The sequence below is a fragment of the Roseiarcus fermentans genome (assembly GCF_003315135.1).
Taxonomy (GTDB): Bacteria; Pseudomonadota; Alphaproteobacteria; order Rhizobiales; family Beijerinckiaceae; genus Roseiarcus; species Roseiarcus fermentans.
On sequence record NZ_QNRK01000007.1, the window covers coordinates 95,804 to 111,017 of the forward strand.

At 69.0% G+C, this 15,214-nt stretch carries 14 protein-coding genes; 8 read left to right on the forward strand and 6 right to left on the reverse strand.

The genetic code is table 11. The annotated features are described in order from the left end of the window. The first annotated feature begins 112 nt into the window (after positions 1-112). Entirely contained in the window at positions 113-673 is a 561-nt protein-coding gene (locus DFR50_RS07830) for a phospholipase D-like domain-containing protein (protein WP_170153100.1), read from the forward strand. A 37-nt stretch (positions 674-710) separates the two neighbouring features. Here the strand turns inward: DFR50_RS07830 and DFR50_RS07835 are convergent, their stop codons facing one another. The 6 genes from DFR50_RS07835 to DFR50_RS07860 form a co-directional block, all read right to left on the reverse strand. Continuing rightward, entirely contained in the window at positions 711-1,112 is a 402-nt protein-coding gene (locus tag DFR50_RS07835; RefSeq protein ID WP_113888748.1) for a VOC family protein, read from the reverse strand. A gap of 134 nt (positions 1,113-1,246) precedes the next feature. After that, a complete protein-coding gene (locus tag DFR50_RS07840; RefSeq protein ID WP_113888644.1) occupies positions 1,247-1,939 on the reverse strand; it encodes a P-loop NTPase family protein in 693 nt (230 codons plus the stop codon). Further along, positions 1,936-3,045: an AI-2E family transporter gene (locus DFR50_RS07845; RefSeq protein WP_113888645.1), complete on the reverse strand. Its 1,110-nt coding sequence runs from the start codon at positions 3,043-3,045 to the stop codon at positions 1,936-1,938. The genes DFR50_RS07840 and DFR50_RS07845 overlap by 4 nt, the downstream gene beginning before the upstream one ends. Before the next feature lie 369 nt (positions 3,046-3,414). Then, positions 3,415-3,936: a hypothetical protein gene (locus tag DFR50_RS07850; protein WP_147262680.1), complete on the reverse strand. Its 522-nt coding sequence runs from the start codon at positions 3,934-3,936 to the stop codon at positions 3,415-3,417. A gap of 359 nt (positions 3,937-4,295) precedes the next feature. Continuing rightward, entirely contained in the window at positions 4,296-5,090 is a 795-nt protein-coding gene (locus tag DFR50_RS07855; protein ID WP_113888647.1) for an adenylate/guanylate cyclase domain-containing protein, read from the reverse strand. Between the two features lie 43 nt (positions 5,091-5,133). Next, on the reverse strand, positions 5,134-5,685 hold the full coding sequence (locus DFR50_RS07860; RefSeq protein WP_113888648.1) for a CDP-alcohol phosphatidyltransferase family protein: 552 nt from the start codon (positions 5,683-5,685) through the stop codon (positions 5,134-5,136). 313 nt (positions 5,686-5,998) lie between these two features. Between DFR50_RS07860 and purM the strand changes: the two genes are divergently transcribed. From purM to DFR50_RS07895, 7 genes are all read left to right on the forward strand, one after another. Then, a complete protein-coding gene (gene purM, locus DFR50_RS07865) occupies positions 5,999-7,063 on the forward strand; it encodes a phosphoribosylformylglycinamidine cyclo-ligase (RefSeq protein ID WP_245427448.1) in 1,065 nt (354 codons plus the stop codon). Continuing rightward, positions 7,060-7,650 carry a phosphoribosylglycinamide formyltransferase gene (gene purN, locus DFR50_RS07870; RefSeq protein ID WP_113888650.1) on the forward strand — a complete coding sequence of 197 codons (591 nt, stop codon included), beginning with the start codon at positions 7,060-7,062 and terminating at the stop codon, positions 7,648-7,650. Before purM ends, purN begins: the two co-directional genes overlap by 4 nt. A gap of 66 nt (positions 7,651-7,716) precedes the next feature. Then, on the forward strand, positions 7,717-9,915 hold the full coding sequence (locus DFR50_RS07875; protein ID WP_425376071.1) for an RNA degradosome polyphosphate kinase: 2,199 nt from the start codon (positions 7,717-7,719) through the stop codon (positions 9,913-9,915). A gap of 46 nt (positions 9,916-9,961) precedes the next feature. Beyond that, positions 9,962-11,473 carry an exopolyphosphatase gene (gene ppx, locus DFR50_RS07880; protein WP_113888651.1) on the forward strand — a complete coding sequence of 504 codons (1,512 nt, stop codon included), beginning with the start codon at positions 9,962-9,964 and terminating at the stop codon, positions 11,471-11,473. Positions 11,474-11,659: 186 nt separating this feature from the next. Further along, complete coding sequence (sufB, locus tag DFR50_RS07885) at positions 11,660-13,129, forward strand: Fe-S cluster assembly protein SufB (protein WP_113888652.1); 1,470 nt, start codon at positions 11,660-11,662, stop codon at positions 13,127-13,129. A 50-nt stretch (positions 13,130-13,179) separates the two neighbouring features. Continuing rightward, positions 13,180-13,929, forward strand: a complete 750-nt coding sequence (gene sufC, locus DFR50_RS07890) for a Fe-S cluster assembly ATPase SufC (RefSeq protein WP_113888750.1) — start codon at positions 13,180-13,182, stop codon at positions 13,927-13,929. Continuing rightward, a complete protein-coding gene (locus DFR50_RS07895; protein ID WP_113888653.1) occupies positions 13,929-15,209 on the forward strand; it encodes a SufB/SufD family protein in 1,281 nt (426 codons plus the stop codon). The genes sufC and DFR50_RS07895 overlap by 1 nt, the downstream gene beginning before the upstream one ends. Positions 15,210-15,214: the final 5 nt, after the last annotated feature.

Sequence of the window (15,214 nt, forward strand, 5' to 3'; positions counted from 1 at the left end):
GCGCCTCGCGATGCGCCCGCCGCGCCGTTTGCGCCGCGGCTCCACCGCATTCACTGGATTGCAACCGGAAGTCGAGTTAGGTTGCATCGTGGCGGGACTGATTCGACGAGAAATGCGGGTTCTCCTCGCTGGGACGGCGCTGGCGGCGGCGCTTCCGTTTCCCGCCGGGGCGGACAGGGCGGCGGGCGCAGAAATTCATTATGCGCCGGAAGAGAATCTGGAGCTAGTGGACGCCCGGGTGATCGGCGCCGCGGCGCTCACGATCGACATGGCCGCCTATGTCCTGTCCGACCCGCGGGTGATCGAGGCGCTGATCGACGCCGCGGAACGCGACGTCGCCGTGCGCCTCTACTTCGACAAATCGCAATTCTCGCAGCACGGGCTCAGGGTCGACGCCCCGATCGAGGCGCTGCTCGCCCATCCCAACGTCGCTGCGAAGGTGAAGGGGCAGGGGGTGCTGATGCATCTCAAGGCCTATGCCGTGGACGGCAAGCTCCTGCGCACCGGCTCCGACAATTTTTCGAAGCCCGGCCTTTCCGAGCAGGACAACGATCTGGTGCTGATCTCCGACCCGGCGACGGTCAGCGCCTTCGAGCGGGATTTCGAAGAGATCTGGTCGCGCGCGCAAAACATCGACGCGCTCGACACGCCGGAACAGGGCCGCGCGCCGTAGCGGGGCTGCCACAAGGCCGGTTCGCCCCGGCCTGCGCTCAGCCGCCCGCGCCGGTCGGCTGGATCAGGTCCCATTTGCCGCCCCAGGGGTCGGAAAAGACGGCCACCGTCCCGTAAGGCTCGCGGCGCGGAGTTTCCAGAAAGCGGACGCCGCGCGCGCTCCAGGCGCGATGGTCCCGGTCGAAGTCGTCGGTGTGAACGAAGATGCCGACGCGTCCCCCCGTCTGGTCGCCCACGCGCGCCCGCTGCCGGTCGTCGCCCGGAACGGCGAGCAGGATGGCGGCGCCCGCGCCGCCGGGCGGCGCGACCACCACCCAGCGCTTGTCGCCGCCGAGCGGCGTGTCCTCGACCACCGCGAAGCCGAGCGCGTCGCGAAAGAACGCGAGGCCTTCCGCATAGCTCGGGACGAGGACGGTGACGGCGGCGATGGTCTGGGGCATGGGGTCCAGCGTGGAGGGCGGCCAGAGCATCCCGGCGCGGCGAGCGGATGTCCAGCCCCGAACGTCGCATGGCGCCCACGCTTCCGAACGGACAGAGCAAACTGTCACCGAAATAGCCGGTCGGCCGACGCCAACTAAGGCCCCTCCTCCGAGGAGCCTGCTTCCCGCAACACCTCCGCCGCCATCGCCCGCGTCACCCGCCGTCCCCGCGCCAGCGCCTCGTGGTCGAGCGCCGCGACAATGCGGCGCGCCGCCGCCAGCGAGCGTTCGATGCGCAGCGCGATGAAGGCGACGACGCGCGGCTCGACCGTGAGCTGGCGGTCGCTGAACAGCTTGAACAGGACCGCTTCGGTCAGGTCGAAGTCCGGCGCCCCGAGCCCGACCAGCGGGGCGAGGCGCAGGCGCGACAGGAGGTCGGGCGTGCGCAGCGCCCAGGCGGAGGGCTCCGTGCGGGCGGTGAGCAACGCAAAACTCTGATTCTGCAGGACGGCGTTGAGGATGTGGAACAGGCGGTCCTCGCGCGCGCCGATCCGGTCCGCGTCCTCGATCAGGATCGCCGCGGCGTCGGCGCAGGCGGCGACGTCGGCATCCGCGAGCGTCTCGCCGTGGACGACGGTCGCGCCGGCCCTTTCCGCCCATAGGTGCCCGAGATGGCTCTTCCCCGATCCCTCGGGGCCGAGCAGCAAGAGCATGCGGCTCGCCCAGTCCGGCCAGCGCGCGACGGCCGCGAGCGCCTCGCGGTTCGCCGGGGCGGCGAGAAAATCCTCGGCCGCGAAGCTCGGCCGATGCGGCCAGTCGAGCGTGAGCTGGCGGGGCAGGCCGGTCATGTCCGCTCTTCGGCCGCGCGGCCGAGGTAGAATGGGCTCGCGCGGTAGAGGCCGATCAGGTGCCGGACGATCACCCCGATCACCGCCGCCGCCGGGACGGCGACGACGAGGCCGACGAAGCCGAACAATTGCCCGAACGCCAGCAGCGCGAACATCAGCCAGACCGGGTGGAGGCCGACCGAGCCGCCGACGAGATTCGGCGAGATCACGTTGCCTTCGAGAAACTGGCCGCTGACCATGACGGCGAGCGCCAAGAAGAACAGTTTCAGGCTCGGCCAGCCCTGAACCAGAGACACCGCGATCGACAGGACGAGCGCGACCAGCGAACCGACATAGGGGATGAAACTCAGGAACCCGGCGATCACCCCGATCAGGAAGCCGAAGTCGAGGCCGATCAGCGTCAGGCCGATACCGTACCACAGGGCGTCGAACAGGCAGACCAGCGACTGGCCGCGAATGAAGCCGGCGAGCGCATGGTCGATCTCGCGCGCGATCTTGCGCAGGTGATCGCGATGGTCGAGCGGCAGCCAGCCGTCGATCGCGGCGAGCATCCGCTCCCAGTCGATCAAAATGTAGAACGCGACGACCGGCGTGATGACCAGGAGCGAGAAGAAGCCGAACACCGCGGCGCCGCCGGACACCAGCCCCTGCAACGCGTTGATGAGCCAGGTCGCGCCCTGGGAGACGAAATCGCCGAGCGACTTCTGGATCTGGTCGGGCGAAAACTGCGCCCGCAGGCCGAGCGTGTCGATCCAGCCGCCGAGATATTTCTTGGAGAGCGTCGCGCCTTCTTCGAGCGCCAGCGCCTGAAGCTTCACGGCGTAGCCGGGAAATTTCTGCACGAACGCGATCAGTTCGTTGATAAGGATCGGCGCGACGACGATCAGGGCGAGGGCGAACGCGGTCGCGAACGCCACGAGGATGATCAGCGCCGCGCCGAGCCGGTTGAGGCCCAGTCTCTCGAGCCGGCCGACCAGCGGATCGAGGAGATAGCCGAGCGCGATCCCGGCGGCGAAGGGCGTGACCGTCGAGCCCAGGAGATGCAGGGCGAAACCGAACGCGCCGAGCACGAGGGCCCAGAAGACGACCTGCCGCTCGACGCTCATGGCGCGCGCCTCGCGCGGTAAGACATCCGATCGGCTGAACCAGGTCCCACTTGCTCGCCCCCCGCGTCGGATCCGGCGATCGGCGCCCGCGCGCGTCCCGCCCAACCGGGCGGATCTGCCGGCGTCGGCGCTTCGATAGCCGCGCTCGGCGTGAGCGCGGCCGCGCAGTCAGCGACCGCGCCGACAACGACGCCCGCAAATCCGGCCCGGCCACCATCCTACCACGGAAGGCGGATGTCGACCCGGGCCTCGTCGTTGCGGAATCGCGGAGCGCAGGCGCGGGGTCGCCGGGCGCTCGATCACGCTCGAAGCAAAAAAAAGCGCCGCCCGACAGGGCGGCGCCGGATTGAACCCACTCGGGGCGGGGGGTTAGGCTGCGACGGCGATGGCCTTGCGCGACGCGCGCCGGCCCGCGAGCGTCAGGCCGCCGAAGCCCGCCAGCATCATGGCCCAGGTCGAGAATTCGGGCGCCGGGGCGGAGACGTCCACCGTGATTTCGTCCGACGCCCAGCTCGACACATAGGTCCCGGGGGTGAGGCCGAGGTCGGCCAGCGTTTCCCCGCTCCAGGTGGCGCTTCCCGACAAGCTGCCGCCAGAAGCGAAGGAAGACGGCACGTAGATTTCGCCCGCCGCGATGCCGAAGCCATCGCCGGAGCCGGCATTGGCGAGGTGAGATCCGCCATTGCCGAAACTGGCCAAGACGGTTGCGCCGCTATAGCCGCGTTCGCTCGTCGCGGTGGTCGGGCCGACCGTCAGGACGGAGAGGAGAGACGAGGAATAGACCGCGGCTTTCCCTTGCGTGGTTGCGCCTTTTGTCAGTCCCGCGAGGTCGAGCGTGCCGCTGCCCGTGGCCACGACGTTGGAACCGGACTGGGTGACGACGATCGTCACCGCGGCGTGCGCGGAAACGGCCAGCGCTGCGCTCGCAGCCAGGACAAAGGCGCAATATCTCAATCGTTTGGCAAGCATCGAGCAGACTCCCCTGCGCCCCCCCAAGGGGATCGCAGCGAGATCTTGGCAGGTGTTGATATCGTCTGCGTGAAGGCCGCCGGCCGCGATGACATCGCCTGCCGGGCCGCCGGGGCTCGCGCCTGCCGCGTCCTACGGGGTCCGGCCGCCGGGCGATGGAGACGCGCCGCCCGAAGGACCTCCCGCTTCGCCGTCGCCAGTTCCGCGCGATCCCTCGACGCACAAAAAAACGCCGCCCGGCGGGGCGGCGCTGGATCGACCCGCTCGGGGCGGGCGGGGCTTCAGGGCGGCCTGCGCCGGCTCGCCCGCAGAAGGGCGACCAGCAGGAGCGCAGCGACGGGCCAGTGGAACCAGATGTGGCCGAGGCCGCTGAACACGTTGGTCAGAAACAGGAAGAGCGCGACGGCGATCAGCACGGCGCTGGCGCGCGGCAGCGACCTCCACCAGTCCAATGCCGAAGCGAGCCCGTCCTGAACCTGTCGTCCGGGATCACGAGGCGCTGCGAGTTCCACCCTCACGTCGGGCCCCGCCGCGCGTGGCGGGGCGCCCGCGCCGCGCTGAAGAATGCGATAGCCCGTCACCGGGTTGGACACGTTTTTCAGATGCTGCTGGCCGAGGCAGTCGAAGCCGATGGCCAGCTTGTTGTGCACCTGATCGTAGACCGGGCCGGAGATCAGGATTCCCCCCGGTTCCGCCCGTTCCTGCAACCGCGCCGCGATATTGACGCCGTCGCCATAGACGTCGTCGCCCTCCACCATCACGTCGCCCAAGTGAATTCCGATGCGAAACCGCATCCGCTGCGGCTCGGGCAGGCCGCCGTTGAAGGCGAAGAGTTCCTGCTGCGTCTCGACCGCGCATTGCACGGCCTCCACGACGCTGGGAAATTCGGCGATGACGGCGTCGCCCCAGGTGTTGACGATGCGCCCGTCGTGGCGCTCGACCAGCGTCGCCATGGCGGCGCGGCAGCGGCGCAACGTCTCCAGCGTGCCCGTTTCGTCGGCCTCCATGAGGCGGGCATATCCTTCGACATCTGCGCAAAACAGCGTCGTGAGCCGCCTTCGGACCTTCGTCGTCATGACGGCGTCTTAACACGAGAGCGCGCGGACAAACAGCCGCCTCTTACCGCGTCATGTGGTCCAGCCACTGGGCGATGTAGACCCCGCCCGAGGCCACGACCGTGGCTGCGACCAGCCATTCGAGGACGCTCTGCAACGGGAAAGGGTCGAGGCCGTAGGCGCGCGCGCCGAGCGCGAAGCCCGCGAGCGAGATCTGGGCGGCAGTGTTGAGCTTCGAGACCCAGACCGGCCGGATCTCGACCGGCTTGTCGAGCAGCCAGGACACGATCACCGCGACCACGATCATGACGTCGCGCGAGACCACCGCGATCGCCACCCATGCCGGCAGGGCGCCGTAGATTGCGAGCGAGACGTAGATCGAGATCAGCAGCGCCTTGTCGGCGAGCGGGTCGAGGTAGGCGCCGAGCTCCGTACGCAGGCCGAAACGACGGGCGATGAACCCGTCCACCCCATCGGAAACGCCGGCCAGCAGAAAGATCAGGAAAGCTGCGAGGTAGCGATCCGACACGATCATCTGGACGGCGATCGGCGTCATCACCATCCGGGCGAGGGTAATCAGATTGGGAACATTTCTGATTAATTGCGTGAATTGCATGAAATCCCTGCCGACTTGTCCGCGTCGGGGTCCGTCGAGGCGACGCGCTCTCTCCGGCAGGAGCGGGCTCCTTTCGCGAAGACGCTCGAGTCGACAGGCCGGAAACGCTAACATGACAATACGAGCATTTGTAGCCGGGCTCGGCCCGGCCGCCGCCTCCGCAGCCGCGCTCGGCGACCGCGTCTACAGGGCAGGGCGCCAGCGACCGGGCGTACGGAGCGCGGCGCCCGGCCAGCGGCCGCGCAGACGCCTTGCGCGCGGGCGCCCGACGGACTACGCCCTCGCGAACCCCGTGGCCCCGAGGAGCCGAAAAGTGTCCGACAGCCGGAGACCACTGACCTATGCGGAATCCGGCGTCGACATCGACGCCGGCAATCGCCTGGTGGACAGGATCAAGCCGCTCGCCCGGGCGACCCGCCGGCCGGGGGCGGACGCCGAACTCGGCGGTTTCGGCGGCCTGTTCGACCTGAAGGCGGCCGGGTTCACGGATCCCATTCTCGTCGCCGCCAACGACGGCGTCGGCACCAAGGTGAAGATCGCGATCGAGAGCGGGATCCACCACACGATCGGGATCGACCTCGTGGCGATGTGCGTCAACGACATCGTCGTCCAGGGCGCGGAGCCGCTGCTGTTCCTCGACTATTTCGCCGCCGGAAAACTCGACGAGCGGGTCGCGGCCGCGGTCGTCGAGGGGATTGCGGCCGCTTGCGCGGAATCGGGTTGCGCGCTGATCGGCGGCGAGACCGCCGAGATGCCGGGCCTCTACGCCGACGGCGACTTCGACCTCGCGGGCTTTGCGGTCGGCGCGGCCGAGCGGGGAACGCTGCTGCCCAGCCCCGGCCTGAAGGCCGGCGACGCCGTATTCGGGCTGCCGTCGAGCGGCGTGCATTCCAACGGCTTTTCCCTCGTGCGCAAGATCGTCGCGGCGTCGGGCCTGCGCTGGGAGGCGCCCGCGCCGTTCGAGCCGGGGCGGTCGCTGGCCGAAGCGTTCTTGACTCCGACCCGCCTCTACGTCCGGCCGCTGCTCGAGGTACTGAAGGCGACGACCGGCGTGCTGGCGCTCGCGCACATCACCGGCGGCGGCTGGCCGGACAATCTGCCGCGCGTGCTCCCCGACGGGCTCTCCGTCGCGCTCGACCTCGCCGCCTTCGCGCCGCAGCCGGTGTTCTCCTGGCTCGCTTCGGTCGGGGGCGTGTCGGAAGCGGAGATGCTGCGCACGTTCAACTGCGGCTTCGGCATGGCGGCGTTCGTCGCGGCGGATCGGGAAGAGGAGGCGCGCGAGGCGCTCGCCCGCGCCGGATTGCAGCCGGCGCTGATCGGCCGGCTGGAAGCGTCCGGCGGCGCGCGCGTCGAGACGCGGGGACGGCTGTCGCTATGACACGGGTGAAGACCGGCGTCCTGATCTCCGGGCGCGGCTCCAACATGAGCGCGCTGATCGAGGCCGCGCGTCACGAGGCGTTCCCGGCCGAGGTCGCGCTCGTGCTGTCGGACAAGCCCGCGGCGGCCGGGCTCGCGGCCGCGCGCGCAGCGGGGATCGACGCCGCCGGGCTCGACGCCAGGGGGTTCGCGGGCAAGCCGGCGTTCGAGGCGGCGATGACCGCCGCGCTCGCCGCAGCCGAGGTGGAGCTCGTCTGCCTCGCGGGCTTCATGCGGATCTTGAGCCCGGCCTTCGTCACGCGCTGGCGCGGGCGGATTCTCAACATCCACCCCTCGCTGCTGCCCGATCTCAGAGGCCTCGACACCCACGAGCGGGCGCTCATGGAGGGGCGCGCGGAGCACGGCTGCACGGTGCATTTCGTCACCGCGGACCTCGACGCCGGCCCGATCGTGGCGCAGGCGCGCGTGCCGGTCCTGCCCGGCGACGACGCCGCCCGGCTCGCCGCCCGGGTGCTGGCCGAGGAGCACCGGATCTATCCGCAGGCGCTGGCGGCCGTCGCCGAGGCGGTGCGCGCCGCCCGGCCGTGACGTCGACGCTTGGCGCAGCGCTCGATTTGTTTCACAATCGCCGCCGTTCGAACTTTGGAGAATTCGGTGGCGCAAGGCGTGGCGACGACGTCGCTCGAACTGGACGCGGCGGAAACGCTGGCGGAGCGGGATAGCCCGTCGCCCCTCCTGGCGTCGCCGGAGCGCTTCATCAATCGCGAGCTGTCGTGGCTCGAGTTCAACCGCCGCGTACTGGAAGAAGCGGCGAACCGCAACCATCCGCTGCTCGAGCGTCTGAGGTTCCTGTCGATCTCGGCCAACAACCTCGACGAGTTCTTCATGGTCCGCGTGGCGGGCCTCGTCGGCCAGGTGCTGTCCGACGTCGTCGAGATCTCGCAGGACGGCCTGACGCCGGCCGAGCAGCTCGAGCGGATCGGCGAGCGCGTCGCGACGCTCGTCGCCTCGCAGCAGGAGCGGTGGGGCGCGCTGCGCAAGGAACTCGTCGGCGCGGGCATCGTCCTTCTCGACGTCGCCGACCTCACCCGGCGGGAGCGCGACTGGCTGCAGGAATATTTTCTCAACCTCGTCTTCCCGATCCTGACGCCGCTCGCCATCGATCCGGCCCATCCGTTCCCGTTCATCCCCAATCTCGGCTTCACCCTGGCGCTGGAGCTGCTCAATCCGCAGGACGGGCGGACCATGAGCGCGCTCGTGCGCATCCCCTCGAGCGTCGAGCGTTTCGTGCGCCTGCCCGACGGCGCGCTCAACGCGACCGCCCGCTTCGTTTCGCTCGACCGCTTGATCGTCGCCTTCATCGGGCTCCTGTTTCCCGGATACGAAGTGCTCGGGGAGGGCGCGTTCCGCGTCATCCGCGACAGCGACATCGAGATCGAGGAAGAGGCCGAGGACCTGGTCCGGTTCTACGAGCGCGCGCTCAAGCGCCGGCGGCGCGGCTCGGTGATCCGGCTCGAGATCGAGGCCAGCATGCCGGAGTCGCTGCGCGCCTTCGTCACCGGCGACGTCGACGTCGTGCCCTCGGGCATCGTGCTGATCGAGGGCATGCTCGCGCTCAACGAACTGTCGCAGCTCGTCGCGATCGACCGGCCGGAGCTGAAGTTCCCGCCCTACGCGCCGCGCTTTCCCGAACGGGTGAAGGAGCACGGCGGCGACTGCTTCGCAGCCATCCGGCAGAAGGACCTCGTCGTCCACCACCCTTATGAATCGTTCGACGTCGTGGTCCAGTTCCTCAATCAGGCGGCGCACGATCCCAATGTGGTGGCGATCAAGCAGACGCTCTATCGCACCTCGGCCGACAGTCCGATCGTCCGGGCGCTGGTGGAGGCGGCGGAGGCGGGCAAGTCGGTGACGGCGCTGGTCGAGCTCAAGGCGCGCTTCGACGAGGAAGCCAACATCCGCTGGGCGCGCGACCTCGAGCGCGCCGGCGCGCAGGTGGTGTACGGCTTCATCGAGCTCAAGACCCACGCCAAGCTGTCGATGGTGGTGCGGCGCGAGGGCGGCGCGCTGGTCAATTACTGCCACCTCGGCACCGGCAATTATCACCCCGTGACCGCGAAGATCTATACCGACATCTCGCTGTTCACGGCGGAGCCGGCGATCGGCCGCGACGTCGCGCGCATCTTCAACTTCATCACCGGCTACGCCGAGCCGGACGGGCTCGAGCAGATGGCGATCTCGCCGATCTCGCTGAAGACCACCCTCCTGCTCTGCATAGCCGACGAAGCCGACCACGCGGCGAAGGGCAAGCCCGCGCGCATCTGGATGAAGTGCAACGCGCTGGTCGATCCCGAGATCATCGACGCGCTCTACGCGGCGAGCCGGGCGGGGGTTCAGATCGACATCGTGGCGCGCGGCATCTGCTGCCTGAGGCCGGGCGTGGCGGGCCTGTCGGAGAACATCCGGGTCAAGTCGATCGTCGGCCGCTTCCTCGAACATGCCCGCATCTACGCCTTCGGCGCCGGCCATGGTCTGCCCCATCCGAAAGCGCGGGTGTTCATCTCCTCGGCCGATCTCATGCAGCGCAATCTCGATCGTCGGGTCGAGGCCCTGGTTCCGCTGCTCAATCCGACCGTGCACGAGCAGGTTCTCGGGCAGATCATGGACGCGAACCTTCGCGACACCGAGCAGAGTTTCCGCATCCTGCCGGACGGATCGAGCGTCCGCGTCGTGGCGGGCGAAGGCGAGGAGCCGTTCAACGCCCACAGGTTCTTCCAGACCAATCCGAGCCTGTCGGGGCGCGGGCAGGCGCTCGCCGACCCGTTCCCGGTGGCGCCGCGGGTTCGTCTCTGATAGACGACCGCGGCGCTCGAGGGGGCGGTTGACGCCAGGGTTTCCAATGCCGGACAGTGTAGGGCAGGACCGATCGCCCGGCCCGCCCGTCGCCATCATTGACATCGGCTCGAACTCCGTCCGGCTGGTGGCCTACGAAGCACATGCGCGCGCGCCGACGCCGACCTTCAACGAGAAGGCCTTGTGCGGCCTCGGCAAGGGCGTCGCCACCACCGGGCTGCTTCCGGAGGACGCCGTCGCCAAGGCGCTCGCCGCCCTGCAACGCTTCCGCGTGCTGTGCGACACGATGGGGATCAGCGACGTGCGCGGCATCGCCACGGCGGCGGTGCGCGACGCGGCGAACGGGCCGCAGTTCCTCGCGCTCGCCGAGCAGGCGATCGGCTGCCGGATCGAACTCCTGGCCGGTTCGCAGGAGGCGCATTTGTCCGCCCTCGGGGTCGTCAGCTCGATCCACCGCGCCGACGGCCTGGTCGGCGACCTCGGCGGCGGCTCGCTCGAACTGATCGACGTCAGGAGCGGTCGCGTCGGCGCCGGCCTGACCCTGCCGCTCGGCGGACTGTCGCTGATGGACCTCAGCGAACGGTCGCCGAAGAAGGCGGCTCGAATCGTGCGCGAGCAGCTCGCGGGCGTGAAAATGCTTCAGGGCCTGGCCGGGCGCACGTTCTATGCGGTGGGCGGAACGTGGCGGGCGCTGGCGCGCCTGCACATGCGCCAGCGCCAGTATCCGATGAACGTGATGCACAATTACGTCGTCCCGACCGCCGACGCGGTCGAATTCGCCCGTCTGGTCGAGCGAATCGAAGTCGACGCGCTGATGGAGATCGAGTCGGTCTCGGCGGCGCGGCGGCCGCTGCTCGCCTATGGCGCGGCGGTGCTGGAGGAGATCATCCGGGCGGCCCCGCCGAAGGAGATCGTCGTCTCGGCGCTCGGCGTCCGCGAGGGCCTGCTCTATTCCCAGTTGCCGCCGGAGACGCAGGCGGAGGATCCGCTGATCGTTTCGGCGCGCGAGCTCAACCGCTTCCGCTCGCGTGCGCCCGCGCACGCCGAGGAGCTGTTCGACTGGACGTCCCGCCTGATCGCCTCGTCGCATCTGGAAGAGACCGACGAGGACCGCCGCCTGCGCCACGCCGTGTGCCTCCTGTCCGATATTTCCTGGCGGGCGCACCCGGATTATCGCGGGACCCAGGCCTACGACCTCGTCGTCAACTCGGCCTTCATCGGCGTCGATCATCCGGCGCGGGCGTTTCTCGCGCTCGCCGCCGCCTATCGCCACCTCTCGAACGAGGATTTCGTCACGCCGCAGTCGCGCTCGCTGGTGAGCGCCCGCCAGCTCGACCGGGCGCGCATCCTCGGCGCGGCGATGCGGGTCGCCTACAACATTTCCGCCGCCATGCCCGGCGTGCTGCCGCGCGCGCCGATGGTGTGCGAAAAAGGGCGCGTGGTGCTGACGCTTCCGGCCGAACTCGCCCCGCTCAGCGGCGACCGGCTGCAGTCGCGCATTCGACAGTTCGCCCGGCTGATCGGCGGCGACCCGGAAATCCGCGCGTCGCTAATGTGACAGCATATTCACTATGTAGAATACGGGCGGACGTCCAGTTGTCGGAATGACCAAAGGCGCAATTGCAAAACCCGCTCGATACGACCATATTCCGGGGGAACTTGTCCCAGGCGCCATCCGGGGCATGAGTCTTGCGTGACCCCCACCGGCGGTCCTTGAAACCGCCAAGGCGAGGAGAAGTCGGTTATGGCGGCTGTCCAGGAGACGGTCGATCGGGTACGCGCGATCGACGTCGACGCTTACAAATACGGATTCGTCAGCGCGATCGAGTCCGACGTTGCGCCCAAGGGGCTCAACGAGGGCATCGTGCGGTTCATTTCGGCGAAAAAGGAAGAGCCCGAGTGGCTGCTGGCCTGGCGGCTCGACGCCTATCGGCGCTGGCTGACGATGGAAGAGCCGAAGTGGGCGCGCGTCGACTATCCGCCGATCGACTTCCAGGACCTCCACTATTTCGCCGCCCCCAAGAACGCCGCCGGGCCGAGGTCGCTCGACGACGTCGACCCCGAACTGCTGCGGGTCTACGAGAAGCTCGGCATTCCGCTGGTCGAGCAGGAAATCCTGGCCGGCGTCGAAAAGCCGCGGGTCGCGGTCGACGCGGTGTTCGATTCGGTCTCGGTCGCGACGACCTTCAAGGCGGAGCTCGCCAAGGCCGGCGTCATCTTCTGCTCGTTCTCCGAGGCGGTCCACAATCACCCCGAGCTGGTGAAGCGCTATCTCGGCACCGTGGTGCCGAGCACGGACAATTACTACGCCACGCTCAATTCGGCGGTGTTCTCCGACGGATCGTTCGTCTACGTGCCCGAGGGCGTTCGCTGCCCGATGGAGCTGTCGACTTACTTCCGCATCAACGAGAAGAACACCGGCCAGTTCGAACGGACGCTGATCATCGCCGAGAAGGGCGCCTACGTCAGCTATCTGGAGGGCTGCACGGCCCCCAAACGCGACGAGAACCAGCTGCACGCCGCGGTCGTTGAACTGGTCGCGCTCGACGACGCCGAGATCAAGTACTCGACGGTGCAGAACTGGTATCCCGGCGACGCCGAGGGGCGCGGCGGCATCTACAACTTCGTCACCAAGCGCGGCGACTGCCGCGGCGCGCGCTCGAAGATCTCGTGGACCCAGGTCGAGACCGGTTCGGCGATCACCTGGAAATATCCGTCGTGCATCCTGCGCGGCGAGTCCTCGCGCGGCGAGTTCTACTCGATCGCGATTTCCAACGGCCGCCAGCAGGTCGACAGCGGCACCAAGATGATTCACCTCGGCCGCAACACGACGAGCCGGATCATCTCCAAGGGCGTGTCGGCGGGACGGTCGCAGAACACCTATCGCGGCCAGGTGTCGGCGCATCGGCTCGCGACGGGAGCGCGCAACTTCACCAATTGCGACTCGCTGCTGATCGGTTCCGAATGCGGCGCGCACACGGTCCCCTACATCGAGGCGAAGAACGCCTCGGCGGTGATCGAGCACGAGGCGACGACTTCGAAGGTTTCGGAAGAGCAGCTCTTCTACTGTCAGCAGAGAGGGCTGTCGGCCGAGGAGGCGACCGCGCTGATCGTCAACGGCTTCGTCCGCGACGTTCTGCAGCAACTGCCGATGGAATTCGCGGTCGAGGCGCAGAAGCTGATTGCGATCAGCCTCGAGGGCAGCGTCGGGTGACGTTCGCCGCCCTTTCGCCGACCGCCAACGCAAATCAGGACGCTCCTTCGATGCTGGAAGTCAAAGACCTTCACGTTTCCATTCACGGCAAGACGATTCTCGACGGCCTGAGCCTCGCGGTGAAGCCGGGCGAGGTCGCGGCGATCATGGGGCCGAACGGCTCCGGAAAGTCGACGCTCTCCTACGTCATCGCCGGCAAACCGGGCTACGAGGTGACCTCGGGCGAGGTGTTGCTGGACGGCGAGAATCTGCTCGACCTGCCGGCCGACGAGCGCGCCCGCAAGGGCGTCTTCCTCGCCTTCCAGTATCCGATCGAGATCCCGGGCGTCGCGACGATGACGTTCCTGAAGGCGTCGCTGAACGCCCAGCGCCGCGGCCGCGGCGAGGCCGACCTGACCACCCCCGAGTTCATGCGCCGGGTGCGCGAAGCCTCGCAGCGCCTGAAGGTCGATCAGGAGATGCTGCGCCGACCGCTCAACGTCGGCTTCTCCGGCGGCGAGAAGAAGCGCATCGAGATCCTGCAGATGACGCTCCTGAACCCGCGCTTCGCCGTGCTCGACGAAACCGACTCCGGCCTCGACATCGACGCCTTGCGGATCGTCTCGGAGGGCGTCAACGCCTTGCGCGATCCGACCCGCGGCTTCCTCGTCATCACCCACTATCAGCGCCTTCTCGACCACATCAAGCCGGACGTCGTTCACGTCATGGCCAAGGGACGCATCGTCGCGAGCGGCGGCCCGGAGCTGGCGCTCGAACTCGAAAAGAACGGCTACCGCGATTACGCGGTCGAGGCGGCGTGATGGCCGCCCCCGCCCCCTCCCGCTCGACGGCGGAAGCCACCCTCGCCAGGCAGTTCGCGGCGCTGAAGGCGCTGGCGGCGACGCCGGGCCGCGCGGCGGCCTTCGCGCGCTTCGCCGCCTCGGGGCTGCCGACGCGCCGCATCGAGGCGTGGCATTACACCGACTTGCGCGCCGCGATGACCGACGCCGCGCCGCTCGCGCCGGCGCCCGACGGCGCGGCGATCGAGGCGGCGCGCGCGCTGCTCGCGGCCCATGACAAGATCGGCGTCGCCCGGCTGGTCACGGTGAATGGCCGGTTCGCGCCCGAACTCGGCGACGCCCCGCCGGACGGCGCCGCGGTCGCCGGCCGCGAGGCGCGCGCGACGGAGGCGAGGGACGCGATGGCGTCGCTGGTCGAGGCGATGTCGCCCGACAGCCTCACCGTCGAGATCGCGGCCGGGGCGGAGATCGCCGGGCCGATCGAGATCGTGCATCTGGCGGTCGGCGAGGGCGCCTTTTCGCTCTATTCGTGGACCGAGATCGCGCTCGGCGCCGGCGCGCGGGCGACCGTGGTCGAGACCTTCCTCGGCGCGACGCCCGCGGTGCAGCGGCACGCGGCGACGACGGTCAGGCTCGCCAGGGGCGGGTGGCTGAAGCACGTCGCGGCGATCGGCGACGAGGCGGAGCTTCATCTCGAGAGCCAGCTCATCGACCTCGAGGCCGAGGCGGAGCTGAACGCCTTCGGCTTCGTGTCGGGCGGCGCGCTGAACCGTCGGCAGATCTTCGCCAGACTCGCCGGCGCCGACGCGAAGATCGCGCTCGGCGGGCTGGCGCTGATCGAGGGAACCCGCCGGGCCGACACGACCCTCGAGGTCGTTCACGTCGCGCCGCGCGGCTTCAGCCGGGAGTTCTACCGCGCCATCGTCGCCGACGAGGCGGTCGGCGTGTTCCAGGGCAAGATCATGGTCGCCCCCGGCGCGCAGAAGACCGACGGCGCGATGAAGTCGCAAGCCGTGCTGCTGTCGCCGCAGGCTCAGATGAACGCCAAGCCCGAGCTCGAGATTTTCGCCGACGACGTGATCTGCGGCCACGGGGCGACCGTAGCCTCGATCGACCCCGAGATGATCTTCTATCTGCAGTCGCGGGGCATTCCGAAGGAGGAAGCCGAAGCGATGCTGCTCGACGCCTTCGGCGCCGAGGCGATCGCCAAGGTCGACGACGACGCGCTCGCGGAAGGGCTGCGGGCGCGGCTCGCCGCGTGGCTCGCGGGCCGGAATCTCAGGACGGAGGCGAACGCGTGAACGAC